Genomic DNA, 24999 nt, shown 5'->3' with positions numbered 1-24999 from the left:
GGCACGACGTCCTCCAGGAGACGGGTTGGGCCTGATCATGTCGTGGCGTCGAGCGCGGCGTGGCCCCGCTCGACGAGCGGCGCGACCATCCGGCCGAGCTGCTCGAAACCGTCACCGACGGTGAGGCCCTGCTGCGTGCGGAAGTGGATGCCCTCGAAGATCGCGGCGATCTTGAAGTAGGCGAAGCCGAGGTACCAGTGCAGCGGGGCGAGGTCGAGGGCGCTCTGCCGGCCGTAGGCGGCGAGCAGGTGATCGCCGTCGGGATAGCCGGGCACGTCCACCGGTACCGCCGCGACCGGGCTGTCGAGGCCACGGATGCCGTCCCACCACACCAGCGTGGACGCGAGGTCGGCGAGCGGGTCGCCCAGGGTGGCCATCTCCCAGTCCAGCACGGCCACGATCCGCCCGCTCGCGGGATCGACGACCACGTTGTCGAGGCGGTAGTCGCCGTGCACGATCGACCCGCTCCCCTGGCTCACCGGCACCCGCTCGCCGAGCCGGTCCCCGAGCCGGGTCAGCTCCGGCAGGTCGCGGCTGTGGGACGACGCGAGTTGCCGTGCCCAGCGCCGCAGCTGCCGGTCCAGGTAGCCCTGCGGGCGGCCCAGATCGCCCAGCCCCACCTGCTGCGGGTCGAGCCGGTGCAGGCGCACCAGTACGTCGACCAGCTCGTCGGCCAGCGCCGTGGCCGCGGTCGCGTCGAGCCGCTCCAGCTGGGCCCGGTCGCGCAGCACCTGCCCGTCGGCGAACGCCATGACGTAGAACGGCGCGCCGATCACGTCCGGACCGGCCAGCAGCAGCGGCGTGGGAACCGGGACGTCGGTCGGCGCCAGCGCGGCGAGCAGCCGGTGCTCGCGCCCCATGTCGTGCGCCGTCTCCAGCACGTGGCCCAAGGGTGGTCTGCGCAGGACCCAGCGGTTGCGGCCGTCGGTGATCAGGTAGGTCAGGTTGGAGCGGCCACCGGCGAGCAGCTGCGCGGACAGCGGGCCCTGCAGCAGCTCGGGCAGCTCGTGGTGCAGGTGCTTCTCCAGCGCCGCCAGCGGCAGCCCGGGCGGGTCCTCGGTCACGTCGGGCCTCCTGCTGAACGGACGAACGATCGCTCGACTCTGTTCAGTCAGGATGCGATGCGCAGTGATAGTCGGTCAAGTCGAGGACGGGACAACCGTTGTGAGTTGTCATTGTTTAGATATACTGAACACATGTCCGCAAGCCGCCCTGCCGACGCCACACTGGGCGCCCGGGTGCGGGCGGCGCGGCAGGCCAACGGGCTGAGCCTGCGTGCGCTCGCCGCGCTCCTCGAGGTCAGCCCGGCCACCGTGAGCCAGATCGAGAACGGCCGCACCGGGCTGTCGGTGAGCAGGCTGAGCCGGATCGCCGAGGTGCTCGGTCTGACCGTGGGCCAGATACTGGACGCCCCGCTGCTCGACGTCCCGCCCGCGCCCGCGCCTCGACTCCCCGAGCCCGCGCCGCGCTGGCGCGACTACCCGCCGCTGACGTTCGACCCCGTCCTGACCGCGGCGCTCGCGGAGTTCCTCGCGATCGGCTACCACGGCGCCACCATGCGCGGGATCGCCGCGCGGTGCGGCCTGTCCGTCGCGGGGATCTACCACTACCAGCCGAGCAAGCAGCACATGCTCGTCGCGCTCATGGACTTCACGATGACCGATCTGCTCGCCCGGTCCCGGGCGGCGCGCGCCGAGGGCAGCGATCCGGTCGATCGGTTCAGCCTGCTCGTCGAGAACCTCGCGCTCTACCACACCCACCGCAGCGAGCTGGGCTTCGTGGGGGCCAGCGAGATGCGCAGCTTCGAGACCGCCAACCGGCAGAAGATCGCCGATCTCCGCACGGTGCAGCAGCGCATGGTCGACCACGAGGTCGACGCCGCGGTGGAGCAGGGCCGCTTCCACGCCGAGCACCCGCGCGAGGCGGCCCGCGCGGTCGTCACGATGTGCACCGCGCTGCCCACCTGGTGGCGGCCCGGCGGCCCGCTGTCGCCGGAGGAGGTCGCCGAGCGCTATGTCGGCGTCGCGCTCGACGTGATGCGCTACCGCTGAGCGAGCAGGCGTCGCTCGCCGATCAGGGCTGGGCCGGCGCGCCGAGCTCCTCCACCTGGAAGGCGAGCTGCGCGGTCAGCAGCATGTCGAACCGGCGCATGTCCAGCCCGGTGACGTGCTCGATGCGGCCGAGCCGGTAGCGCACGGTGTTCTCGTGCACCGCCAGCGCCCGGGCCGTCGCGCGGACCTGCGCGCCCATCGCCAGGTAGCACCGCAGCGTCTCGACCAGGTTGCCGCCGGTCGCGGCGTCGTTGCGGCGCAACGGGCCCAGCCGATCCTCGGCGAAGCGCAGCGCGATCTCGGCCCGGTCGCTGTTGACGACCAGCCGCAGCGCGCTGAGCTCGGTGACCGACACGACGTCGGCCCGCCCGCCCAGCGCCGCCACGATCGCGTCGACCTCCCGCGTCTCGGCGTGTGCGGCAGGGAAGTCGGGAACGTCGCAGCAGACGCCCGAGACGACAGCCCTCCGCACGCCGGTGCGGGCGTGGACGGCGTCGAGCACCTCGCGCAGCGCGGCCTGGACGCGCCGGATCGCGGGCGGGCCGGGTTCGTCGGGCAGCCGGACGACGAGCACGACCGCCTCGGGGCAGACGACGGCGCACGGCTGCTCGCCCAGCGCGGCGCCGACGGTGGCCACGACGCCTGCCCGGCACGCCGCCGGTGAGCGGGACGGATCGACGGGCAGCCGGATCACGACGTGGGAGCCCTGCAGGTCCAGTCCGACGTGGACGGCGAGCCGGCGCAGGTCGGCGGCGGAGCGGGAGCCGCCGAGCAGGTCGGCCAGCACGTCGTCGCGGGCCTGCGTCGACGCCCGGATCTGGCGGGCCTCGCCCAGCAGTTGCAGCGACACGATGGCTGCCGCGTACTCGGCGAGCAGCGTCTCGATGGAGCCCAGCGGCCGACCCACCTCCATGACGTCGAGGTATCCCGCGACCTCGCCCTCCGCGATGAGCACGGCGACGAGGTGGCGGCGGGTCAGCCCGGACGGCAGGTGCGGGGCCAGCTCGACGGAGGGCCGGGTGGGCCCGAGCGCATCGAGGGCCGCCCGGACAGCCGCGTTGGCGAGGACGGCGGCGGCCAGGCTCGGTGGCGCGTTGAGCCGCAGGACGCTCGGTGCGGCCCAGCGGCGGACCCGCAGCAGCGGGTCGAGCAGCGCGACGGGCCTGCCCAGCAGCTCCGACAGCACGTCGACGACGTCGTCGGCCTCGGCTCCGCCGAGTACCGCGCCGGTCAGCCGGGACTGCAACTGCTGGGCCAGCTCGGCTGCTGCGAGACCGGGCCGGAGCCGGTTGGCAGGGTTCTCGGGCACGGGTGCGGCGGTCGGCATCGCGATCGACTCGAGTGCGCTCGGACCCGACATGTCGTCTCGCCACCTCCGTTGGTGCCTTGACCGCCTGTGGGCGTCGGCCTACCGTGGCACCTCTAACAGTCGTTAGGCAAGTCCCAGGAAGCGATCTCTCGGGAGGAACACCCACATGGACGTCGGTGTACTGCTGGTCTTCCAGAACTGGCACGAGAATCTGAGCGACGGCGAGATGTTCCAGCAGGAGGCGGAGCTGGGAGTGCTTGCCGAGGAATACGGCTTCGACTCCGTCTGGGCTGCCGAGCACCATTTCGACGACTACTCGATGTGCCCGGACAACCTGCAGTTGATGACGTACCTGGCGGCGAAGACGAGCCGGATCAAGCTGGGCACCGGCGCCGTGATCCTCCCTTGGAACCAGCCGCTGCGCGTCGTCGAGAAGGTCACGATGCTCGACCACCTCTCCGGTGGTCGAGTCGTGTTCGGCATGGGTCGTGGCCTCGCCAAGATGGAGTACGAGGGCTTCGGCGTCGACATGAACGAGTCGCGCCAGCGGTTCGACGAGGCCGCCGCCATGATCATCCGCGGCCTGCGCGACGGCTACGTCGAGAACGACGGCCCCTTCTACCCACAGCCCCGGGTGCAGGTGCGGCCCGCTCCGAACCCCGACTACAGCTGGGACGACCGCATCTACGGCGTGGCCATGTCACCCGACTCGGTGCCCGCCGTGGCGAACCTCGGCGCCCGGATGATGACGTTCATGCAGTACCCGGCCGAGGTGCACGCCGAGTCGATCAACAAGTACCGCGACCTGTACCGGCAGGCTCATGGCAGCGAGCCCGGCCCGGTGCACACCCAGGACTTCGTGTACTGCCACGAGGATCCCGCGGAGGCCGAGCGGATTGCGCGCGACTACCTGAGCAAGTACTTCCTGTCGGTGGTCAAGCACTACGACTTCGCGGGCAAGCACTGGCGCGAGACGAAGGGCTACGAGGCCTACCAGGTCGGCGCGGACATGATCCGCGAGGCCGGGATGGAGAATGCGGCCGCCGGCTACGCCGACACGCAGATCTGGGGAACACCCGACCAGATCCTCGAGAAGTTCCGCCACCGCGCCGAGGTGCTCGGCCCGCACAACCCGAGCATCGCGCCGTCGTTCGCCGGACTGCCCTTCGACAAGGTCCGCGCGAGCCTCAAGCTGTTCGGCGAGGAAGTCATCCCGGAACTGCACAAGATGGGCGTCACCGCCTCGGTCCCGGCCTGATGTGCCCCGGGTCGCGGATGCCACGCCGGTGGCGTCCGCGGCCCGGAGTACGGGATCTGCGACGATGACAGCCCCATGGAAGGACCATCCCTGATGAGCGCGTCCCGGTGAGCGCCGTCGAGCAGGGCGACGCACCGCAGGGCAGGGCCTCCAATGCGCGCCGGTCCGAGCTCATCGCGCTGGCCAGCAGGCTGTTCCGGGAGCGCGGCTATCACGGGGTCGGGATGCGGGCGCTCGCCGAGTCAGCAGGGATCCAGGCGGCCTCGCTGTACTACCACTTCCGCAACAAGGAGGAGCTGCTCCTCGAAGCGATCTTCGTGGTCGATCGCGACCTGATCGTCGACCAGCTCCCGATGCTCGACGGCCCCGGCACGCACGCCGAACGGCTGGCCCGCCTCGTGCAGGCGCACATCCTCCACATCGGAGCCAACCGGGACGCCTGGTGGGTCGCGGCCCGCGAGCTGCGGGCGCTCTCGCCCGAGAAGCTCGACGCCGTGCAGGTCTACCGGCGCCGCTACCAGCACCGGATCGCGCGGCACCTCGCCGAGGGCACGATCGCGGGCGAGTTCGTCTGCACCGACCCGCGGCTGAGCACCCTCGCGCTGCTCGACATGATCAACGGGCTGAACGAGTGGTTCAACCCGCAGGGACGGCTGACGATCGAGGACATCGCCGGCAGCTATGCGGAGCTGGCGGTCCGCCAGCTCACGCCGTGAGCGCGGTCTAGGTCCGGGCTGTCGGAGCCGCCCCGAACGACGCGAGCAGCCCGCCGTCCACCGCCACCGTCGAGCCCGTCATGTAGCTCGCCCCGGCCACGGCCCACACGATGTCGGCGATCTCCGCTGCCCGACCGGGGCGCCCCAGCGGGATGCCCGCGACGATGCGGTCGTGCGCCCTCGGCGTCAGCCCCGCGGTCATGGTCGTCTCCACGAAGCCCGGCACCACCAGGTTGACCCGGATCCCGTGCGGCGCGAACTCCATCGCGAGCGTCTGCGTCAGCCCGGAGAGGCCCGCCTTCGCCGAGCCGTAGGCGGCATCGCCCGGGAAGCCGCGCAGCCCCACCACCGCACCGATGTTGACCACGCAGGCGCCGGTGGGCAGCAGCGGCCGCGCCGCCCGTACCACCGTGAACGCGCCCGTCAGGTTCGTGGCCAGCACCTCGGCCCAGGCGTCGTCGCCGACCAGCTCGATCCGGCCGCCGCGGTGCACACCGGCCGCGTTGACCAGCACGTCGACCGAGCCGCTCCCCCGCTCGATCTCGGCGAAGGCCGCGGTCACCGATGCGGGGTCGGTGACATCGGTCGGGATCGGGCGCAGCCGTTCCCGTCGCGCAGCCGCCCGCTCGACGGAGCGCGACAGCACGTAGGCGGTGTCCCCCTCCGCGAGCACCCGGTCGACCACCGCCGCCCCGATGCCGCTGGAGCCACCGGTCACCACCCACGTGCGGGCCACCTCAGGCCGGCAGGCCGGCGAGGAAGGAGAGCAGCTCGGCGCGGTAGGTCTCGCCGTCCTCCAGGAACGGCGCGTGCCCGCAGCCCCCGAACTCGACGAGCCGCGCGTCGGCGTACAGCTCCTTCGACGCCGCGACCGCGTCGAAGGGGACGAAGGCGTCCTCGCGGCCGCTCAGCAGCAGCACCGGGCAGGTCAGCGCGGGCAGCAGGGTCCGCTGGTCGATGGCAGCGAGGTCGCGCAGCGTGGCGTCGGCGCGGGGCCCGGACTGCAGGAACTGCAGCCACATCGCCTCCACGACGTCCGCACCGACCGGCTTGGCGCACACCGCTCCGGCCACCGCCCGGAACGTCGTCGGGCGGTCCGCGGCCAGCGCGCCGAGCACGCCCTCGACGTCGGCGGTGGTGCCGCCGTGGGGCCAGCCCTCGGCGGCGGTGTAGCGCGGGGTCGCACCGCCGGTCAGCACCAGCCCGGCCAGGTTGGCGCCCAGTCGCGTCGCGGCCTCGACGGCGACGGCGCCGCCGAGCGACCACCCGCTGATCACCGGTTTGCGCAGGTCGAGACGCTCGACGAGCGCCACCACATCGGACGCGACGGCGGCGACGGACGTGTCGGTGAAGTCCTTGTCCGAACGGCCGCAGGCGCGGTGGTCCAGCGTCACCACGGCGTGGCCCGCCGCCAGCAGCGCGGGGACGGTCGTGTCCCAGCACTGCGCGTTCACCGCCCACCCGTGCACCAGCACGACCGGCCGACCCGGCCCGGCGTGGTGCTCGTAGTACACGTGCTTGCCGTCCTCGACCTCGAGCAACGCCATGGTGTTCTCCTCTGTTCAGCCTCGACCGGAGTGCTGCGCGCGCAGCCGCCGCTTGTCCGTCTTCCCCACGCTGGTGCGGGGCAGCTCCGCCACCACCTCGACCTGGTCGGGCAACCACCACCGCGGCACCCGTTCGGCCAGCCGCGTCCGGACGTCGTCCCCGGTGATCGCGGCGCCCTCGCGCAGCACGACCACTGCCAGTGGCCGCTCCTGCCAGCGCTCGTGCGGGACGGCCACCACGGCGGCGTCCGCGACGTCGGGATCGAGCAGCAGCGCCTGCTCCACCGCGACCGAGCTGATCCACTCGCCGCCGCTCTTGATCAGGTCCTTGGTGCGGTCGACGATCTGCAGCCAGCCGTCCCCGTCGATCGTGGCGACGTCGCCGGTGCGCAGCCAGCCGTCGTCGAACCGGTCCGGCGCCTCGCCGAGGTGGTACGCCGTCGCGACCCACAGCCCGCGTACCTGCAGCTCCCCCGCCGACACGCCGTCGAAGGGCAGCTCGTGGCCGGTGTCGTCGACGATGCGCCATTCCAGTCCGGGCAGCAACCTGCCCTGCGTGCGCGTGAGCCGGTAGCGCTCCTCGGGATCGGCGACCGGTGCGGGCGGGCGGGTGAACGTCGCCATCGGCGAGATCTCGGTCATCCCCCAGCCCTGGAAGACGGGGACGCCCAGCTCCTCCCACTCCCGGATCAGCCTGACCGCGGGCGTGGAGCCACCGAGGACGAGCGCACGCAGGCTCGAGAGGTCCGCGCCGTGGGTGCGCACGTGCGCGAGCAGGTCGACCGCCACCGTCGGGACCATGCCGACGTAGGTCACCCGTTCCCGCTCGATGATCGACGCGATCTGGGCGACGGTCGGGTGCGGACCGGGCAGCACCTGCGCGGCACCGGCCATCGTCGCGGCGAACGGGATGCCCCAGGCGTTCGCGTGGAACAGCGGGACGACGTGCAGCACCGTGTCCCTGGCGGAGATGGCGTGGCCGTCGGCCAGGCAGGCCGCGAAGGTGTGCAGGTACAGCGCGCGGTGCGAGTAGCCGACGCCCTTCGGACGGCCCGTGGTGCCCGAGGTGTAGCAGAGCACCGCGAGGTCGTGCTCGGACCGCGGCGGTGACTCCGTGAGCGCGGGCCCTTCGGCGATCAGGCGCTCGTACCCGTCGAGCGAGTCGATCACGCCCAGCTCGGGCTGCACCCCGTCGAGCAGGGGCATCAGGGCCGGATCCGCGATGATCATCCGGTCGTCGGCGTGCCCGGCGATGTAGGCGATCTCCGCGGCCGACAGGCGCAGGTTGAGCGTATGGAGCACCGCGCCGGCGAGCGGGACCGCGGCGTAGAGCTCCAGGTGGCGGTGGTGGTTCCACGCCAGGCTCGCCACCCGATCACCCGGCCGGACGCCGAGGCGGCGCAGCGCACCCGCCAGCCGGTCGACCCGCTCGGCGTAGGCGCCGTAGTCGTAGCGCTGCACCACCTCACCGTCGACGTACGCGGTGATCGGGCGCCGGGGATGCTGCCGGCGGGCCCGCGCGACGAAGTCGGTGACCAGCAGCTCCGTCACGAACCGGCCCGCAACCGCTCCCGGACGGCGGGGACGACCTTGTCGGCCAGGTACTCGATGCGCTCCGAACCGCTGTCGACCGGCTCGCCGGGCAGCTGTGCCCAGAAGTGCACGTCCTTGATCTGCGGGCGGTCGCGCAGCATCGTCGACAGCTCCGTCACGGCCATTTCCGCGTCCATCAGCTGGTAGGCGCCCGCGGCGAGGATCTGCGCCGGGTCCTCGAACTGCGGGACCTGGTCGGGCGGCCCGAACGCACCCCACGAGATGTACTCGTTGAGCTGGTAGAGCGCGTGCTTGCCGATCCGCGACCACACCTCCTCCGGGTCCTCCGCGATGATCGCCCACTGGCCCGCGTAGATCCGGGCGTCCGCCACCGGCTTGCCGAGGCGCTCCAACGCCTCCAGGTAGGCCGTGTGGTGCGCGTTCTGGGTGCTGAGGAACCCGTCGGCGATGCGTGCGGCGCGCTCGATCGCGACGTCGGCCATCGCGCCGACGAGCAGCAGCGGCACCTGCTCGGGCGTCGGGGTGACCGCCACCGGCGGCAGCGAGTATCGCTTGCCCTCGAAGCCCGCGTCGGACCCCGACCAGGCCCGCCGGATGATCTCGATGCCCTCCTCGAGCAGGCTCGGCCGGTTGCGGACCTGCTGGCCGAACGCCGCGAACTCGCGCACCCAGTAGCCCTGCCCGACCCCCAGGTCGAACCGGCCCCCCGACAGCAGCGACAGCGTCGCCGAGTCCTCGGCGAGCCGCACCGGGTTGTGCAGCGGCGACACGATCAGGTTGGTGCCGATGCGCATCCGCGACGTCCGCTGCGCGATGGCCGACGCCAGCACGAACGGCGACGGGCTGTAGCCGTCGGCGCAGAAGTGGTGCTCGGTCAACCAGACCGAGTCCAGGCCACGCTGCTCGGCACGGGTGATCTGATCCAGGATCTCCGCGTAGAAGGAGCTGAAGGAACGCTCGGCATCGGGGTTGCGGAAGTCGTACCACAGCCCGAATGCCGGGCCGATCACCGCGGACGTCTCGCTCTGGCTGGTCATGTGGCGAGGGTGGACTCGGGATGCCGACTTGTCACGGTGGCGGGGGTGGGGGTGTTGTGGGTTCCTTCAAAGCGAGGCCGTGACTCGGGACGGTCGGGGCTCCGTCTTGGGATTGGGGCAGGTCAGCGGGCGAGTTGGGATGGGTGGGCCTGCGAGTTGCGACGGATGGGCCCGCGAGTTGCGACGGAACGACCCGCGAGTCGGGACGGAGGGGCCCGCGAGTTGCGACGGATGGGCTCTGAGTTGGAGTGGGCACCGCCGGTCAGGTCCGGGTTGGTCGGGTGCTCGGCCTTCGTGCCCGAGGTCGAGTGCGGTTTGGTCGCGTGCCCTGGCTTTCGTGCCTGCCGGACAGGTCGAGTTCCGGGTCGCGCGCAACACCCGGCTGCGGGATCAGAACTGCATCGGGCCGGGCTGCACCCGCACCGCACGACGCTCCGATCTGGATCACACGCTCGATCCCGGCAAGGGTGGGGACACCGTCGAGGAGAACGCCGGACCCGCCTGCTACCGCCACCACCCCGACAAGGACCGGGGCTGGACACTCTCCCAACCCGCACCGGGACGGTTCGTGTGGGTCAGCCCGCTGGGCAGGGTTCACCACACCCGGGGCGAACCGATACGCCACGATCTGCCCGACCCGCAGCCCTTCCGACATCATAGATACAAGCTTGCATCTGAGATGTTACGGTCGCGTCATGGCACCGTCTGACCTCGCGCCTGCCGCCGACCGCGCCTACGCGCTGACCAAGGAGCTGGTGCTCACCGGCGAGCTGCCGGGCGGGCACCTGTTCAGCGAGGGGGACATCGCTGCGCGGCTCGGTGTCAGCCGCACCCCGGTGCGGGAGGCGTTCCTGCGGTTGCAGGCGGAAGACCTGCTGCGGCTGATCCCGAAGCGGGGTGCGGTGGTGGTGCCGGTGCCGCCGGGGGAAGCCGCTGACGTGCTCGACGCGCGGGAGGCGATCGAGACGGCCGCGGTGCGGCGGTTGCTGCGGCGCCCCGACCTGGTGCCCGCGGCTGTTGCGGAGCTGCGGGCGGCGCTGGAGGTGCAGCGCGGGCACGCCGAGCGCGGGGACCTGGGCGGGTTCGCCGAGGCCGACGAGGTCTTCCACCGGACGCTGGTGGCCGCCGGGCGCAACGCGCTGACGGTGCGCTTCTACGCCACGCTCGCCGATCGGCAGCGGCGGATGAGCATCCACGCCCTGTCCCCCGTGCCCGGACGGCTGGACGTGGTGCTGCGCCAGCACGGCGAGCTGATCGCGATCATCGAGCGGGGCGACGCCGATCAGTTCGCCGTCGCGCTGGGCGCGCACCTGGACGGGACGCACCACCGATGAACGAGCGTTCCTGGCGGGTGGTCGCGGCGGCCATGTTCGTCTGCGGGTGGGGTGGCAACCAGTTCACGCCGCTGCTCGTGATGTACCGCGAGTCCGGGTGGTCGGTGCTCGTCGTCGACGCGCTGCTCGGCGCCTACGTCATCGGTCTGGTGCCGACGCTGCTGCTGGTGGGCCGGGTGTCGCAGCGGTTCGGGCGCCGCCCGGTGATGCTGGCCGGCACGCTGGCCTCGCTGGTGGCGAGCGTGCTGCTGGCGCTGGGCCCGCTCGGCAGCGGCTTCATCGCGGCCGGGCGGTTCGTCACGGGCGGGGCGGTCGCCGTCGCGATGGCCGTGGGCACGACGTGGGTCACCGAGCTGTCCGCCGTGCCCGCCGCGGGGGCGCGGCGCAGTGCGCTGTGGCTGACGCTCGGGTTCGGCATGGGCGCCGGTGTCGCCGGGGTGCTGGCCCAGTGGGCACCCTGGCCGATGGTGACGCCCTACGCGCTGCACGCCGTGCTCGCGCTGGCCGCGCTGGTGCTGCTGCCCCGCGCGCCCGAGACGCGGGTTCCCGGCGACACCGGTCGAGCGTCGATCCTCGCCGGTGCGCGCCATCCCCGGTTCGTCCGCGTCATCCTGCCGATGGCGCCGTGGATCTTCGGCTCGGCCGGGGTGGCGTACGCGATCATGCCGCAGCTCGTGGGCGACGCGCTGGGACGGTGGGGGCTGGCCTACTCGACCCTGCTGACGGTCTGCACGCTCGGCGCGGGCGCCGCGGTGCAGCCGCTGGCGAAGCGGCTCGACCGGCCGGGCACGGCGCGGGCGGTCGCGGTGTCGATGGCCGTCATGTCGGCCGGGCTCGCGGTGAGTGCGGTGGCGGCGATCGTGCGCTCACCGGTGGTCGCGCTGGTCGCAGCCATCACACTCGGCATGGCCTACGGCGTCGCCGTGGTCTCCGGCCTGCTGGAGCTGCAACGGCTCGCCCGGCCCGGCGAGCTCGCCGGCCTCACCGGCATCTACTACGCGCTGGCCTACATCGGGTTCCTGCTGCCCACGGTGCTGGCGCTGCTCGCGCGGGTGGCGAGCTACCCCGTGCTGCTCGGCTGCCTGGCGCTCGTCGCGCTGGCCGGCACCGCGGTGATCCTGCGCCACTCCCGGGCCCACCTCCCCGCGCCGCCGGTCAGGAGTGGTGCTTCTTCTTCACCTTCGGCGGCCCCTTACCGATGATCTTGTCGCCGCGGTCGTCGTCGGCCCAGCCGCCGGCGTCGTAGCCCGTCATGTCGAAGCACGCCTCGCAGAACTGCTGCCCGAACAGCGAGAGGTAGATGCTGCGGTAGACGGTGGTGGCCCGCTTCACCTTCTCCATGGCATCCGACACCTTGGGTTGGGCCTCGATCAGCGAGTAGCGACGGAAGTCGGCGACCGGTTCCTGCGAAAAGCGCACCAGGCCCAGCCGGTTGAGGTTGGCCAGGTAGTGGTGGTCGTGGTCGGGATAGGAGCAGCCGGCCATGTCGGCGATCATGTTCATGCCGCCCGCGATGCGCTCGGACCCGATCCCGAACGGCGTCCTGGTGCGGACGTCGAGCGACGGCTGCGGCCCGGCGACGGCGAGGAACCGCAGGATGCGGACCTCGTCGGGCGTCAGTGACGACAGCATCGCTGCGAACGCCGGGTGCACGTCGTGGGGCTGGTTCGCCGCGTACGCCGACGTGCGGAGCATGCGGTTGCCGATCGTGCGCAGGTCCTCGGCGGTGACGTTGCGGGTGGCCGCCGACCGCGTCGACGGCGAAACGGTGCCCACGATCGGCGCGCCGTCGAGGCCGAGCGCCTGCACCGCGAGCGAGCGCGCCTTCTCCACCTGGTTGTCGACGATGTCGCTGAGCGGCTCGCCCGACTGGACCTCCCGCACGATCTCGGTGGCCGCACCGAGGCTGCGCCGCGTCACCGCGTTCACGGCGCGCCAGACGACAGTGCCGGCAACGCGGGCCATGCCGATGGCGTCGGCCGCGTCCACGCGCGGCGCGCCCCGGACCAGGTCGGAGAGGCTGCCGTCGGACGCAACCCCGTTCGGCTCGGGCTCGGGCTGCTGGTACTGCGGTGCATCGCTCATCTCAGGCTCCGAACAGGATGAGGTGGGCCACGCCGACGGCGATGCCCAGCAGCCCGCCGTGGGCGTAGAGCAACCAGGCGTCCTGCTCGATCGCGGAGTAGAGCATGTCCATGAACTGGCCAGGAGGCAACGCGCGCAGCTTCTCGGTGCAGAACCGGTCGATCTTCTCCGCCTGCACCTTGCTGAACGCCGCGTCCTGCACGACGCCCGGGGCCACCTGCAGCACCGCGGTGCCCGCACCGGCCTGGATCGCGTCGAACTCCGACGCCCCGACGGCCACGCGCACCATCGACGTGATCGGCCCGAGTATGACGCCGATCTCCTTGGACAGCACGTCCTGGATGACCACCGTGGTGCGGTCGCCGCGCGGCCCGGCCAGCAGCTCGTGCGTCACGTTGGGCATCGTGATCACCTGGTAGGCGAACGCGTGGCCGAGGTCGGCGGCGGCCTGCGGCTGGCGCTTGGCGAGCTTCGCGTGCTTCCACGGGTACTTGTAGCGCGGCTGCGGCTCGCCGGGGGTGAACACGACCTTGATGGCGATGACGTTGACCGCGATGCCGATGAGGGACGCCCCGAGCAGCACGATGACCCACGACGGGATCCACGAGAGCAGGAAGAAGTGCTCGTGCACCTGCAGGTACACCGCGAGCAGGAAGCCGATCGGCGCCCCGAGCACGCCGCTGCGCACCATGAACCGCAGCTCCGGGGCGCCCATCCCGTAGAAGATGTCCTTGAGCAGCTCGGGGTGGCGGCGCAGGTGCCCGACGGCCAGCAGCTTGACGTCCACCAGCTGATCGACGTTGTCGCCGATGCGGTGCAGCGCGGTGCGGGCGATCTCCGGGATCTTCGCCTCCACCTGGCGGTGCACGAGCTCCTTCATGTGCGGGGAGAGGTCGCGCCACAGCTGCGGGTGCTCGCGCTGCATCAGGTCGGCCACCAGCGGCCGGAACAGCTCCTGCCCGGCGGCGGCCAGGTGCGCGGCGATGGCGTCCGGTTCGAGCTCGCGGTAGAAGTCGTGGACGCTGCCGATCTTGGTGATGGCCTTGTCCACCATGAGGCTCGCCATCTTCTCCGCGCGGGCCGGGATGAACCCCTGGAAGCCGAGGATCCCGCCGGGCGCGAACGTCGGCAGGATCTGCAGCTTGCGCGGCAGGAACGGGAACAGCGTCTTGAGCCCCGGCACGTAGAACCCGGTGAACCGGACGGGCGCGAACATCATCAGCACGCCCGTCCAGTTGGTCAGCAACCCCGCCAGCGCACTGAAGATCGGGATGCTGACGAGGTCGATCACCAGCTTCGACTGGCCGGTGAGCTCCTCCCAGTCGATCAGCCCCGAGGCCTGCACAACAACGGACATCGTCGTCCCCGTTCAGCCGCGAGTGGTGTTGACCAGCAACAGGTTGGTCCGGAGCTCGTGGGTGACCGTGTTGGCGATCGACCCCAGCAGCCGGCTCGGTCCGCTCATCCCGCGGTTGCCGATCGCCAGCAGCTCGTACTTCCAGCCCGCGTTGACGATCGCGCTCGCCGACTGCGGGTCGACGAGGACCTCGCGCTCGACGTCGCCGTCGAGGCCCATTCCGGCCGCCGCGGCCGCGAGCACGTCGTCGCCTGCCTCCTGGCTCCGCGCGGCCGTGATCAGGCGCGGGGTGGCGTCCAGCGCGTGGGCGAGGCGCAGGCCGTGGCGCACCGCCTCATACGACGTGGTCGACCCGTCGGTGGCGAGCGCGACGAAGTTCCACGCCTGCGGCAGCGGCGCCCTGACGAACAGGACGTCGGCGCGGCTGTGGTGGGTGAGCCGGTTGGACGTGCTGCCGGCGAGCCTGCTGGTGGTGCTGGCCAGGCCGGCCGCGCCGACGACGACCAGCTGCTCGGGTTCCTCGTCGGCCAGTGCGAGCAGGGCCTGCGGTGCCTTGCCCTCGGCCAGGAGGGTGCTCACGTCCGGGGCGCCCGCGGCCGCGGCCACCGCGGCGGCCTCCTGCAGCAGCAGGTCGCCGTCGTGGCTATCGCGCTCGACGTCCTCGACGGCGTGCACGATCGCCAGCGGCACGGCGAGGAGGCCCGCGACGGTGGCGCCGAGGTGCACCGCCGCCACCGCATCCGGGGAGCCGTCGGTGCCCACCAGCACCCGCGGATAGCTGTCCATCGGCGTGGCGTCCCCTCGTCGGCACGGGCGGCCCACATCGCGGACGTACGCGGTGGCCTGTTGTGCTCAACGTCTCATCACCGGCCCAGGTGACGGCCGCCGCGTTACGTGATCGTTATTCGCCCGAATGCCCCATGCGGAGGACACCCATGCGGTGGAGTCGGATCACGCCGAACCGCGCAACACCGCGGCCGCCGCCTCGACCGCGTCGACGATGCCCTGGTAGCCGGTGCAGCGGCAGATGTTGCCCGACATGCCCTCCCGGATCGTCGCGCGATCGGGATCCGGTTCCTGTTCCAGCAGGTGGGCGGCGGTGAGCAACATGCCCGGCGTGCAGAAGCCGCACTGCAGGCCGTGGTGCGCGCCGAAGGCCTCCTGCAGCGGGTGCAGCGCGCCGTCCGCTCCGGCGAGGCCTTCCACGGTGGTGACCGCCGCGCCGTCGGCCTGCACCGCGAACATCAGGCACGCGCGGACCGGCTCGCCGTCCACCAGCACCGTGCAGGCACCGCAGACGCCGTGCTCGCAGCCGAGGTGGGTGCCGGTGAGCCCGCAGTTCTCGCGCAGGGTGTCGGCCAGGGTGTGGCGGGGCTCGACCGACAGCGGCGTCGGCTCGCCGTTGATGGTGATCGTGATCTCCACGGTGTCCTCTCAGATCCCGGCCTGCGCGAGCGCGCGACGGATCATCTCGGCGGCCAGCGCCTGCCGGTAGCGGGCCGAGCCGTGCAGGTCTGCGGTCGGGCGCAGGTCGGCGGCGGCCGCGGTGGCCGCCTCCGCCGCGGTGCCGCCGTCAGCGAGCACCTGCTCCCCCGCCGTCGCCCGGACGGGCACGGGCGCCGTGCCGCCGACGGCGATGCGGACGACCCCGTCGATCTCCGCAACCAGCGCCGTGACCAGCGCGAAGTCGCCCGCACGCCGCGCGAACTCGGCGAAGCCCCAGCGCTGCGGCAGCGGGAAGCGGATCGACGTGATCATCTCCTCCTCGCCGAGCGAGGTGACCAGCGCGCTGACGAACAGGTCCGCGGCGTCGATCGTCCGGATGCCGTCGGGTCCGGCGACCGTGACGGTGGCGCCGGTGCCGATCGCCACCACCGGCAGCTCGGCGGCCGGGTCGGCGTGCGCGACGCTGCCGCCCGCGGTGCCGCGCGACCGGATCGCGGTGTGCCCGATCCAGCGCGCGGCCGCGGCCAGCAGCGGGTGCGCGGTCTGGGTGAGCAGAGCGCTGTGGCGGACCAGCGCGCCGACCTCCACGGCGTCGCCGTCGGCGCGCACCTGTGCGAGGTCGGGGATCCGGTTGACGTCGACGAGCACGGTCGGCTGGGCGAGCCGCAGTGCGAGCAGCGGCACGAGGCTCTGGCCGCCCGCGAGGATCTTGCCGTCGCCCTCGGCGCCGGCGAGCGCGGCCACCACGTCGTCGACGCTCCCGGCGCGGACGTACTCGAAGGGAGCGCACTTCACGAGAGGGCACCCCAGATCGCCTCGGGCGTGATCGGCAGGGTGGTGATCTCGATGCCGAGCGCGTCGGCCACCGCACCGGCGAGCACCGCGTTCGGCCCGAGCGTGCCGCCCTCCCCCACACCGCGGACACCCAGCGGGTTGGCCGCGGGCCGCTCGACGTGGGAGATGACCATTTCGGGGACCTCCGCGCTGGTCGGCATCAGGTAGTCCAGCAGCGTGCCGGTGACGAGGTTGCCGTCCTCGTCGTAGACGAGGTGCTCGTAGAGGGCGCCGCCGATGCCCTGCGCGATCGCGCCGGCGATCTGCCCGTCGACGATCTGCGGGTGCAGCGCGCGACCGGCGTCCTCCACGCACACGTACTTCAGGATCCGCAGCGCGCCGGTGGCCCGGTCGATCTCGATGGCCGCCACCTGCGCACCGGCGGCGAACGCCCCCCGGATCGGGTCGTAGAACCGGGTGGCCGTGAGGCCCGGCTCGATGCCTTCCGGCAGCCGGTTCGACTCGAGGTAGGCCACCCGCGCGACCTCGGCGATGGTCAGCCGCGGTTTCGGCTCGCCGATCACGCCGATCCGCCCGCCCGCGATGCGCAGGTCGGCCGGGTTGGCCTCGAGCAGCCCGGCGGCGAGCGCCAGCACCTGCTCCTTGACGGCGACGGCCGTGCGGTGCGCGGCTCCCCCGCCGATCACGGCCTGGCGCGAGGAGAACGCGCCGAAGCCCCACAGCGCGTCGTCGGTGTCGCCGAAGCGGACGTCCACGTCGTCGAAGCCGATGCCCAGGCCGTCGGCGACGATCTGGGCGAGCGTGGTCTCCCAGCCCTGCCCCTGCGACGTGACGCCGGAGATCACCGACGCCCGCCCGTCCGGGTTGATCCGCACCGTGCACGCCTCGTGCCCGGTGCGGAACGGCATCCGCGGGCCGGCGCTGGCGGCCCGGCCCAGCCCCGTCAGCTCGTTGTAGCAGGCCATCCCGATCCCGATCGGCGGCTCGTCGGTGCCGCGGCGACGGGCCTGCTCGGCGAGCAGCGCGTCGTAGCCCGCGGCGTCGAGGGCCTTGGTCAGGCACTCGTCGTAGTGGCCGGAGTCGTCGACGAGCCGCGACGGCATCCGGTACGGGATGTCCGCCGGCTGGATCAGGTTGCGCCGCCGGATCGCGACGCCGCTCATGCCCAGCTCGCGCGCGCCCGCGTCGAGCACCGCCTCCATCGCGAAGACGCTCGCGGGCCGCGCGACCCCCCGGTACGGACCTGCCGGAGCGGTGTTGGTCGCCACCCCGCGGACCGTCGCGCGGTAGTGCTCCAGCTTGTACGGCCCGGTGAGCAGACCGCCCGCCATGAGCGGCTCGATGCCCGCCGTCCAGGGGTAGACCGAGTAGGCGCCGACGTTGCAGGTGATGTCGGCGCGCACAGCGAGCAACTGCCCGTCGGCCGCGAACCCGGCCGTCATCAGGTAGCGGTGATCCCGCGCGTGGCAGGCGGCGGCGAGGTGCTCGATGCGGTCCTCGACCCACTTGACCGGCACCCCGGGCATCGCCATCGCGATCATGCACAGCGCGACGTCCTCGGGGTAGATCACGGCCTTCACGCCGAACCCGCCGCCGACATCCGGCGCGATCACGCGCACGCCGCTCTCGGGGAGGTCGAGCAGCTCGGCGATCATGTTGCGCACCAGGTGCGGCACCTGCGTGCCGTTCCAGAACGTCAGCTTGCGATCGGCTGGCTCCCAGATCGCGACGCCCGCGCGGCACTCCATCGGGTTGCCGGCGTGCCGGTTGGTCACCAGCTCCCGCTCGACGACGACGGCGGCGCCCGCGAGCGCGTCGTCGACGGAGCCGGCGTCGAAGGTGCGTTCCAGCAGCACGTTGTCGGGCGCGGCGGCGTGCAGCGGCTCGCGGGGCTGATCCCACGCGCAGACCGTGGGCGGCAGCGGGTCGTAGTCGATCTCGATGAGCTCGAGACCGTCCTCGGCCCGGTAGCGGTCGGCCGCGACCACCGCCGCGACGGCCTCGCCCGCGAACCGGACGCGGTCGTGCGCGAGCACCGGCTGCTCGGTCTCCACATAGGACGGCAGCGCGGACTGCGCCCGCAGCGTCACGGTCGCGAAGTCGGCCCCGGTGAACACGCGCAGCCCGGCGGCGCGGGCGGCGGTCGCGTCCACCTGCGTGATCTGCGCGTGGGCGTGCGGGCTGCGGGCGAAGGCGACGTGGCGCATCCGGGGCAGCTGCAGGTCACCGACGAACCGGCCGCGCCCGGTCAGCAGCCGGGTGTCCTCCTTGCGGCGCGGGCTGGTGCCGAGGCTGTCGATCTTGCCATCAGGTCCCCCGGCACCAGGCCTGCCGGCATCAGACCATTGCGTATCCGCCATTGACCGAGATCACCTGCCCGGTTGTCCACGACGACAGCGGCGAGGCCAGCAGCAGCACCATCGGGACGACGTCGTCGGGATGGCCGAGCCTGCGCAGCGGGTACTGCGCGATGATCTTCTTCATCCGCTCGTCCTCTGCACCGCCTGCGTGCTCCTCGAACCGGTCGGTGCGCACCAGCGCGAGCGACACGGCGTTGGCGCGGATGCCGAAGCGGGCCAGCTCCTTGGCCAGCGACCGGGTCAGCCCGACGGTCGTGGACCGCGCGGTGGCCGTGACGAGCAGGCCGGACTCCCCCACCCGCCCCGAGTCGCCCATCAGGTTGATGATCGCGCCCGCCTTGCGCGGCGCCATCCGCGTCGCCACGGCATGGGTGATGGCCAGCGTGCCGGTGACGGTCACGTCGATCTGGGGCGCCCAGTCGGCGGGTGTGGAGTCGAGGAAGCGCTGCATCTTGGTGGCGGCGGAGTTGTTCACCAGCACCTCGATCGGGCCCAGCTCGGTCTCCACCCGCTCCGCGACGGCGGCGGCGGCATCCGGGTCGCGCAGGTCACCGCCGACGGCGATCGCCCGCACCCCCAGCTCGACGGCCTCCGCTGCCGCCTTCTCGGCGCCCTCGGCCGAGGAGTGGAAGTGGAACGCGACGTTCGCACCCTCGGCGGCGAAGCCGAGGCCGAGCGCGCGCCCGAGCCCCTGCCCGGCACCCGTGACCAGCACCGTGGTGCCCGCGAGCTGGAGATCCACTGGACGTCCCTTCAGAGAGCCTGGAACCGGCGGTTGCCGGAGGTGGTGACGACGCGACCGAAGCGCAGCCCGGGGAAGTGCGCGCCCACCACCAGGTCGGGCCCGTCGACGACCTCGTCGGCGAGCGCGTTGCGCGCCGCCCGCGCGGCGACCGGATCGACGTCGAACACTGCCTCCCAGTCGCGCTCGGCGAGCTCGACCACGGAGTGCACGACGTCGCCGAGCAGCAACGCCCGCTCGGCGCCCGCCGACACGACGTAGACGGTGGATCCGGGCGTGTGGCCCGGGGTGTGGCGCGCGTCGAGGCCGGGGGCGAGCGGCCCGTCGGCGGTGAACGGTGCGAGCTGCCCCAGCAGCGGGGAGAGCTTGCGGACCGCGCCCGGGTCCGCGTCGGGGGCGTCGACGAAGTGCGCCCAGTCGGCGGCGTGGACGTGGTAGGTGGCGTTCGGGAACACCACGGCGCCCTTCTTCGTGGTCCAGCCGACGTGGTCGAAGTGCAGGTGCGTGAGCAGGACGTCGGTGACGTCGCCGGGCGCGACGCCCAGCGCGTGCAGCGAGTCGAGGAAGCCGCCGCCCGCGTATTTCCCGTTATCGATGGTGCCCACGCCCGCGTCGACGAGCACGACCCGGTCGCCGGTGCGGATGAGGAACCCGCCGAGCTCGAAGCGCAGCGAGCCGTCGTCCTCGACGTGCTCGGCGTGGCAGGACCACGCGTCGGGCACCCCGGGCCGGGTCAGGACCTCGCCTGCGGGCTCGCGGCCGATGCCGTCGAGCACGGGCTGGATGTCGATGTCACCGATCCGCACCGGAGTCCGCCTTCCGTCCGCTCAACTGCTCCTGCAGCCGGAAGCGCAGGATCTTGCCCGACCCGGTGCGCGGGATCGCGTCGATCTCGATCACCTGTGCCGGCATCTTGTAGGGCGCCAGCCGGTCGGCGCACGCCGCGAGGAGAGCGCTGTGGTCCACCCCGTCGGGTGCGACGACGAACGCCACCGGCACCTCGCCGAGGCTGCGGTGCGGAGCCGCCACCACCGCGGCGTCCTTGACGACACCCGTCGCCATGATCGCGGCCTCGACCTCGGCCGGGTAGATGTTCTCGCCGCCGCGGATGATCAGCTCCTTGGTGCGCCCGCTGATCCGCAGGAAGCCGTGCTCGTCGCGGCGGCCGAGATCACCGGTGCGGTACCAGCCGTCGACGAGCACGGCGGCCGTCGCATCAGGCAGGTTGTGGTAGCCGGGCGTCACGTTCGGACCCTGCACCCACAGCTCCCCCTCCGCACCCGGGAGCGCGTCGACGCCGGTGCCGGGGTCGACGAGCCGCACGGTCAGGCCCGGCAGCGGCAGGCCGCACGAACCCGGCACCCGCTCGCCCGTCGACCAGTTCATCGTGACCATCGTGGAGGTCTCGGTGATGCCGTAGCCGTCGAGCAGCGGCACGCCCGCGGCGTACTCGAAGGCGGTGTTCAGCGCGGCGGGCATGATCGCGCCCGCCGACATGCAGACGCGCAGGCCGGGTGCGTCGAGCGGTTCGCCGTCGAGCCGGTCGAGCAGGTACTGGAACATCGTCGGGACGCCGGGGAACACCGTCGCCGTCCCCGCCCGCAGGTGCGCGAGCACCTCCTGCACGGAGAAGCGCGGCAGGATCCGTTCGGTGGCACCGACCGCGACCACCGCCAGCACGCAGAGCACCAGCGCGTAGGAGTGGAACAGCGGCAGCGGTGAGAGCACGACGTCGTCGGGCCCGAGTCCGAGTATCGGGGCGAAGCACGCCGCCACCACCCAGAGGCACCCCCGCTGCGTCAGGTACACGCCCTTCGGCCGGCCCGTCGTACCGGAGGTGTAGAGCATCCACGCGGGATCGTCGAGCTCCAGGCAGTTCCGCGGCGGCTCGGACTCCGCGGTGAGCAGCTCTGCGTAGCGCGCCTCGTCGATCACCAGGATGCGGCGGCCGTCCGCGGCGAGTGCCTGCACGGTGGCCCGGTGCGCCGCGTCGGTGAGCACGATCCGAGCACCGCTGTCGTCGAGGACGTGCGCGATCTCGGCAGGCGCCGAGGCCGGGTTGACGCAGACGGCGATGCCACCCGCCCGCGGGATCGCCAGGTAGGCCTCGGCCACCTCGACGCGGTTGTCCACGAGGATCAGCGCGCGGTCGCCGCGCGCGAGGCCGAGTCGCTGCAGGTGCCCGGCGAGCCGCGCCGTCGACGCGTCCAGCTCGCCGTAGGTGATCGACCGGTGCTCGTCGAGGAAGGCCGTGGCCGCCGGGCGCAGCTCGGCGTGGTGGCGCAGCAGGTCCGGAACGGTCCGGATCAGGTCCGTGCGCAGCACCGCGCCTCCCCAGGTTCACCGAAGCTCGTTCGCGGGACACTAGCTAACGTTCATTAGTCCGGCAAGCTAGAGTACCGGGATGGCAGGACCCCGCGTCACGGTCAACCCCGACGCCGTCATCGACGCGGCGCTCACGCTCTTCGCCCAGTACGGCTACCACGGAACAGCCCTGAGCCAGATCGCCGAGCTGCTCGGTGTCCGGACCCCGAGCCTCTACAACCACATGCGCTCCAAGCAGGAGCTGCTGCGCACGATCGTCGACCGGACCACCGCGGGCGTCCTCGCCGACTTCCACGCCGCCGTCGCCGACGTCACCGACCCGGCCGAGCGCCTGCGCCGCGCGACCCTCGTCTACGCGCGCCGCCACGCCACCCACCGTCGCGAGGCGATCATCGTCAACCGCGACACTGCCAGCCTCGACGAACCCGACCGCTCCGCACTGCAGGACCGCAGGCGCGAGCACGAGCACGCGCTGCGGCGGCTCATCAGCGACGGCGCGGCAGCCGGGGTGTTCCACGTCGACTCCCCGGCGCTCGCCTCGTTCGCGATCCGCGAGATGTGCGTCAGCATCGCCCGCTGGTTCCGGGAGGACGGGCCGATGGACGTGGCCGCGGTAGCCGACCAGTACAGCCGCTTCGCCCTGCGCATCGCGGGGCACACGAGCTCGCGCACACCATGAGGGGGTGGCGCACACCGTCAACGATGTGCGCGAGCACCTGACGGTGTGCGCGACGGGGCCGGGGCCAGCAGGGCGGCTAGGTACTCGGGTACGCCGCGGCCGTCTCGGGACAGCAGTCCGATGTAGCCGTCGGGGCGGATCACGGCGTGGTCGCGGACAGCGACCGGCCGGAGATCACCGCGGATCCCCGCCGCCCGAAGCCCTGATCCGCTCCTCGAAGAGCTCGAGCAGCGTCGCCACCGCGACGCTCGGCGTCGGCCTGCTGATGGCGCTGAACGTCCATTCGAGGCCATCGTCGGTCACGGGGAGCACCACGACGCCGGGCGCGGCCCGGTAGGTGATCGTGGGGAGCACGGCGACGCCGAGACCCGCGGCGACGAACCGCGGCACCTCGCCGAGGTCGGCGACCTCCGTGGTGACGACCCGGCCGAGGCCGGCCGCCGCGAGGGCGCGGTCGACGGCGATCCGGTTGCCGAACCCTTCCAGCGTGTCGACCCACCGCTGCGCGGCGAGCTCCGCGAGGCCGACGGCGGGCTGCGCAGCGAGCGGGTGACCCGGCGGGAGCACGGCGACGAAGGGCGAGCGGGCGAGCTCGAGCACGTGGAAGCCGGCGAGGTCGGCCGGGGGCAGACCCATGAACGCCATGTCGATACGGCCCCGCCGGACGTCGTCGGCGAGCCCGGTGGAGCCGGTGGGTGACGCGACGAGCTGCAGGTCGACGAACGGGTACCGCTCGTGGAACCCGCCGAAGACCGCCGGGAGGTCCATGAAGTCGAGCGCGGTGAAGATCCCGACGCGCAGCCGGCCGCGGATCCCACCCTTGGTGAGCGCCACGGAGTTGTGCACGCGATCGATCGCCTCGATGGCGGCGCGGGCCTCCGGCAGCAGCGCGACCCCGGCCGAGGTGAGCACGACCCGCTTGGACGAGCGCTCGAAGAGCGCCGCGCCGACGTCGTGCTCCAGCGAGCGGATCCCCGCCGACACGGTGGACTGGACCGCGAACAGCCTGCGCGCGGCACGGGTGAAGTTGAGCTCCTCCGCCACCGTGACGAAGTACTCCAGCTGGCGCGTGTCCATCGCACCATGATGCCGCCAACAATCGCCCGTGTCGATCGTACCCATCAAGAACGTTCGTTGGACTCGATCAATGAGCGGGCGCAGTCTCGATGCATGGCACTACTGATCACCGCTCCGCCCACCACCGCCACCCGGAGCCGGCGCCACCGCACCGGATCCTGGGTGATCGCGTCCGCGTTCCTCGTCGTGATGGCGTTCTCGACGGTCCCGACGCCCCTGTACGCGCTCTACCAGGCCCGCGACGGCTTCGCGACGATCGTCGTCACGGTGGTCTTCGCCGCGTACGCCGTCGGTGTCGTCGCCAGCCTCTACCTCGCCGGGCACCTCAGCGACTGGATGGGCAGGCGCCGGGTGCTGCTGGCGTCCGTGCTCGTCGAGCTGCTCGCAGCGGCGGTGTTCCTCGTGTGGCCCGACGTCTCGGGGCTGCTCGTGGCGCGGCTGCTCTGCGGCCTGGGCGTCGGCGCGCTGACCGCGACCGCGACCGCCCACATCGGCGAGCTGCGCGCCGTCGCCGCACCGCACGAGGACGGCCGCACCGCCACGGTGGTCGCCGGCTTCGCCAACCTCGGCGGGCTCGGTCTCGGCACGCTGGTGTCCGGGGTGCTCGCGCAGTGGGTCACGGCACCGCTGGTCGTGCCCTACGTCGTCTTCGCGGTGCTGCTCGCCGTCGCGGCGACGGCCATCGCCTTCGTCCCGGAGACCGTCGAACGGCCGCAGGTGCGGCCCGCCTACCGCCCCCAGCGGGTGGCGCTGCCACCGACCGATCGCGGCACCTTCCTCTCCGCCGGTGCCGCGGCCTTCCTCGGGTTCGCGATCTTCGGCCTCTTCACCTCACTTGCGCCGACGTTCCTCATCGGCACCCTGCACGAACCGTCCCGCCTCGTCGCGGGCGCCGTCACGTTCGCGGCCTTCGGATCGGCCGCTGCCGCTCAGGTGCTCACGATGCGGCTGCCGGCACGGCTGCAGCTGCGGCTCTCCACGCTCCTCATCGGTGCCGGCCTCATCGCCATGGCCGTGGCCCCGATCGCGGCCAGCCTGCCGCTGTTCATCGTCGCGGGGGTGCTCACCGGCGGGGGTGTCGGCATCCAGTTCCGCTCCGCCATCGCCGCGGCCGCAGCACTCGCCGCCCCGGCGCAGCGCGGAGAGGTGCTCGCCGCGCTGTTCCTGATCGCCTACGCGGGACTCACCGTTCCGGTGCTGCTGCTGGGGGTGGCTCTCACGGTGCTGCCCAGCACGGCGGTGCTCATCGGCTTCGCCGCGATCGTGCTGGCGGCGTCGATCCCGGCGAACAACGCGATGAGCCGCCGGATGAGCGCAGGCGCCTGAG

24 protein-coding genes are annotated in these 24999 nt (G+C 72.5%); 8 read left to right on the top strand and 16 right to left on the bottom strand.

Annotation, left to right across the window (positions count from 1 at the left end):
- Positions 1–35 precede the first annotated feature (35 nt).
- Positions 36–1064 (bottom strand): phosphotransferase family protein, encoded by a 1029-nt coding sequence (locus ACFPFQ_RS32740; RefSeq protein ID WP_379625838.1) that lies wholly within the window; start codon positions 1062–1064, stop codon positions 36–38.
- A 132-nt stretch (positions 1065–1196) separates the two neighbouring features.
- Here ACFPFQ_RS32740 and ACFPFQ_RS32735 point away from each other — a divergent pair, with 132 nt between their 5' ends.
- Positions 1197–2051: a helix-turn-helix domain-containing protein gene (locus ACFPFQ_RS32735; RefSeq protein WP_379625836.1), complete on the top strand. Its 855-nt coding sequence runs from the start codon at positions 1197–1199 to the stop codon at positions 2049–2051.
- Positions 2052–2073: 22 nt separating this feature from the next.
- Here ACFPFQ_RS32735 and ACFPFQ_RS32730 read toward each other — a convergent pair whose 3' ends face one another.
- Entirely contained in the window at positions 2074–3411 is a 1338-nt protein-coding gene (locus tag ACFPFQ_RS32730) for a PucR family transcriptional regulator (protein WP_379625834.1), read from the bottom strand.
- 115 nt (positions 3412–3526) lie between these two features.
- On the opposite strand from ACFPFQ_RS32730, the gene ACFPFQ_RS32725 reads away from it, so the two are divergent.
- Entirely contained in the window at positions 3527–4618 is a 1092-nt protein-coding gene (locus ACFPFQ_RS32725) for an LLM class flavin-dependent oxidoreductase (RefSeq protein WP_379625832.1), read from the top strand.
- A gap of 107 nt (positions 4619–4725) precedes the next feature.
- A complete protein-coding gene (locus tag ACFPFQ_RS32720; protein ID WP_379625830.1) occupies positions 4726–5334 on the top strand; it encodes a TetR/AcrR family transcriptional regulator in 609 nt (202 codons plus the stop codon).
- A gap of 7 nt (positions 5335–5341) precedes the next feature.
- Here the strand turns inward: ACFPFQ_RS32720 and ACFPFQ_RS32715 are convergent, their stop codons facing one another.
- Genes ACFPFQ_RS32715 through ACFPFQ_RS32700 form a run of 4 tightly spaced genes read right to left on the bottom strand, consistent with a single transcriptional unit; the run spans position 5342 to position 9472 of the window.
- Complete coding sequence (locus ACFPFQ_RS32715; RefSeq protein WP_379625828.1) at positions 5342–6070, bottom strand: SDR family NAD(P)-dependent oxidoreductase; 729 nt, start codon at positions 6068–6070, stop codon at positions 5342–5344.
- Between the two features lies 1 nt (position 6071).
- Complete coding sequence (locus ACFPFQ_RS32710; RefSeq protein WP_379625826.1) at positions 6072–6881, bottom strand: alpha/beta fold hydrolase; 810 nt, start codon at positions 6879–6881, stop codon at positions 6072–6074.
- A 15-nt stretch (positions 6882–6896) separates the two neighbouring features.
- Positions 6897–8432 (bottom strand): long-chain-fatty-acid--CoA ligase, encoded by a 1536-nt coding sequence (locus tag ACFPFQ_RS32705; RefSeq protein WP_379625824.1) that lies wholly within the window; start codon positions 8430–8432, stop codon positions 6897–6899.
- A complete protein-coding gene (locus tag ACFPFQ_RS32700; RefSeq protein WP_379625822.1) occupies positions 8429–9472 on the bottom strand; it encodes an LLM class flavin-dependent oxidoreductase in 1044 nt (347 codons plus the stop codon). Before ACFPFQ_RS32700 ends, ACFPFQ_RS32705 begins: the two co-directional genes overlap by 4 nt.
- Before the next feature lie 337 nt (positions 9473–9809).
- On the opposite strand from ACFPFQ_RS32700, the gene ACFPFQ_RS32695 reads away from it, so the two are divergent.
- From ACFPFQ_RS32695 to ACFPFQ_RS32685, 3 genes are read left to right on the top strand one after another with little or no spacing between them, the layout of a single operon-like run.
- Entirely contained in the window at positions 9810–10181 is a 372-nt protein-coding gene (locus ACFPFQ_RS32695; RefSeq protein ID WP_379625820.1) for a hypothetical protein, read from the top strand.
- Positions 10168–10806, top strand: coding sequence for a GntR family transcriptional regulator (locus tag ACFPFQ_RS32690; protein ID WP_379625818.1), 639 nt, complete (start codon positions 10168–10170; stop codon positions 10804–10806). Before ACFPFQ_RS32695 ends, ACFPFQ_RS32690 begins: the two co-directional genes overlap by 14 nt.
- Positions 10803–12008, top strand: coding sequence for an MFS transporter (locus ACFPFQ_RS32685; protein WP_379625816.1), 1206 nt, complete (start codon positions 10803–10805; stop codon positions 12006–12008). Before ACFPFQ_RS32690 ends, ACFPFQ_RS32685 begins: the two co-directional genes overlap by 4 nt.
- Here the strand turns inward: ACFPFQ_RS32685 and ACFPFQ_RS32680 are convergent.
- The 9 genes from ACFPFQ_RS32680 to ACFPFQ_RS32640 form a co-directional block, all read right to left on the bottom strand.
- The gene (locus ACFPFQ_RS32680; protein WP_379625814.1) at positions 11962–12891 is read right to left on the bottom strand and encodes an Abi-alpha family protein; all 930 of its coding nucleotides are present in this window, start codon (positions 12889–12891) and stop codon (positions 11962–11964) included. The genes ACFPFQ_RS32685 and ACFPFQ_RS32680 overlap by 47 nt on opposite strands.
- A gap of 1 nt (position 12892) precedes the next feature.
- The gene (locus ACFPFQ_RS32675; protein WP_379625812.1) at positions 12893–14248 is read right to left on the bottom strand and encodes a hypothetical protein; all 1356 of its coding nucleotides are present in this window, start codon (positions 14246–14248) and stop codon (positions 12893–12895) included.
- A 12-nt stretch (positions 14249–14260) separates the two neighbouring features.
- Positions 14261–15034, bottom strand: a complete 774-nt coding sequence (locus tag ACFPFQ_RS32670; protein ID WP_379625810.1) for a universal stress protein — start codon at positions 15032–15034, stop codon at positions 14261–14263.
- 165 nt (positions 15035–15199) lie between these two features.
- A complete protein-coding gene (locus ACFPFQ_RS32665) occupies positions 15200–15673 on the bottom strand; it encodes a (2Fe-2S)-binding protein (RefSeq protein ID WP_379625808.1) in 474 nt (157 codons plus the stop codon).
- 9 nt (positions 15674–15682) lie between these two features.
- Entirely contained in the window at positions 15683–16489 is an 807-nt protein-coding gene (locus ACFPFQ_RS32660; RefSeq protein WP_379625806.1) for an FAD binding domain-containing protein, read from the bottom strand.
- A complete protein-coding gene (locus ACFPFQ_RS32655) occupies positions 16486–18849 on the bottom strand; it encodes a xanthine dehydrogenase family protein molybdopterin-binding subunit (RefSeq protein ID WP_379625804.1) in 2364 nt (787 codons plus the stop codon). The genes ACFPFQ_RS32660 and ACFPFQ_RS32655 overlap by 4 nt, the downstream gene beginning before the upstream one ends.
- Positions 18827–19591: an SDR family NAD(P)-dependent oxidoreductase gene (locus ACFPFQ_RS32650; protein ID WP_379625802.1), complete on the bottom strand. Its 765-nt coding sequence runs from the start codon at positions 19589–19591 to the stop codon at positions 18827–18829. Before ACFPFQ_RS32650 ends, ACFPFQ_RS32655 begins: the two co-directional genes overlap by 23 nt.
- Before the next feature lie 11 nt (positions 19592–19602).
- The gene (locus ACFPFQ_RS32645) at positions 19603–20397 is read right to left on the bottom strand and encodes an MBL fold metallo-hydrolase (RefSeq protein ID WP_379625800.1); all 795 of its coding nucleotides are present in this window, start codon (positions 20395–20397) and stop codon (positions 19603–19605) included.
- Positions 20384–21916: a class I adenylate-forming enzyme family protein gene (locus ACFPFQ_RS32640; RefSeq protein WP_379625799.1), complete on the bottom strand. Its 1533-nt coding sequence runs from the start codon at positions 21914–21916 to the stop codon at positions 20384–20386. Before ACFPFQ_RS32640 ends, ACFPFQ_RS32645 begins: the two co-directional genes overlap by 14 nt.
- Before the next feature lie 79 nt (positions 21917–21995).
- Here ACFPFQ_RS32640 and ACFPFQ_RS32635 point away from each other — a divergent pair, with 79 nt between their 5' ends.
- Positions 21996–22595 carry a TetR/AcrR family transcriptional regulator gene (locus ACFPFQ_RS32635; RefSeq protein ID WP_379625797.1) on the top strand — a complete coding sequence of 200 codons (600 nt, stop codon included), beginning with the start codon at positions 21996–21998 and terminating at the stop codon, positions 22593–22595.
- A 174-nt stretch (positions 22596–22769) separates the two neighbouring features.
- On the opposite strand, the gene ACFPFQ_RS32630 is transcribed toward ACFPFQ_RS32635, so the two are convergent.
- Positions 22770–23672 (bottom strand): LysR family transcriptional regulator, encoded by a 903-nt coding sequence (locus ACFPFQ_RS32630; protein ID WP_379625795.1) that lies wholly within the window; start codon positions 23670–23672, stop codon positions 22770–22772.
- A gap of 93 nt (positions 23673–23765) precedes the next feature.
- Between ACFPFQ_RS32630 and ACFPFQ_RS32625 the strand changes: the two genes are divergently transcribed.
- Positions 23766–24998 (top strand): MFS transporter, encoded by a 1233-nt coding sequence (locus ACFPFQ_RS32625; RefSeq protein WP_379625793.1) that lies wholly within the window; start codon positions 23766–23768, stop codon positions 24996–24998.
- Position 24999 lies beyond the last annotated feature (1 nt).

It is taken from the genome of Pseudonocardia sp. GCM10023141 (assembly GCF_042653605.1).
This window is presented reverse-complemented; position numbering and strand designations above follow the sequence as displayed.

Coding starts and splice junctions, on each gene's coding strand:
- ACFPFQ_RS32680 (WP_379625814.1), bottom strand. CDS start 12,891: ATGAGCGATGCACCGCAGTACCAGCAGCCCGAGCCCGAGCCGAACGGG.
- ACFPFQ_RS32725 (WP_379625832.1), top strand. CDS start 3,527: ATGGACGTCGGTGTACTGCTGGTCTTCCAGAACTGGCACGAGAATCTG.
- ACFPFQ_RS32685 (WP_379625816.1), top strand. CDS start 10,803: ATGAACGAGCGTTCCTGGCGGGTGGTCGCGGCGGCCATGTTCGTCTGC.
- ACFPFQ_RS32630 (WP_379625795.1), bottom strand. CDS start 23,672: ATGGACACGCGCCAGCTGGAGTACTTCGTCACGGTGGCGGAGGAGCTC.
- ACFPFQ_RS32730 (WP_379625834.1), bottom strand. CDS start 3,411: ATGTCGGGTCCGAGCGCACTCGAGTCGATCGCGATGCCGACCGCCGCA.
- ACFPFQ_RS32670 (WP_379625810.1), bottom strand. CDS start 15,034: ATGGACAGCTATCCGCGGGTGCTGGTGGGCACCGACGGCTCCCCGGAT.
- ACFPFQ_RS32675 (WP_379625812.1), bottom strand. CDS start 14,248: ATGTCCGTTGTTGTGCAGGCCTCGGGGCTGATCGACTGGGAGGAGCTC.
- ACFPFQ_RS32690 (WP_379625818.1), top strand. CDS start 10,168: ATGGCACCGTCTGACCTCGCGCCTGCCGCCGACCGCGCCTACGCGCTG.
- ACFPFQ_RS32625 (WP_379625793.1), top strand. CDS start 23,766: ATGGCACTACTGATCACCGCTCCGCCCACCACCGCCACCCGGAGCCGG.
- ACFPFQ_RS32710 (WP_379625826.1), bottom strand. CDS start 6,881: ATGGCGTTGCTCGAGGTCGAGGACGGCAAGCACGTGTACTACGAGCAC.
- ACFPFQ_RS32635 (WP_379625797.1), top strand. CDS start 21,996: ATGGCAGGACCCCGCGTCACGGTCAACCCCGACGCCGTCATCGACGCG.
- ACFPFQ_RS32735 (WP_379625836.1), top strand. CDS start 1,197: ATGTCCGCAAGCCGCCCTGCCGACGCCACACTGGGCGCCCGGGTGCGG.
- ACFPFQ_RS32655 (WP_379625804.1), bottom strand. CDS start 18,849: ATGGCGGATACGCAATGGTCTGATGCCGGCAGGCCTGGTGCCGGGGGA.
- ACFPFQ_RS32700 (WP_379625822.1), bottom strand. CDS start 9,472: ATGACCAGCCAGAGCGAGACGTCCGCGGTGATCGGCCCGGCATTCGGG.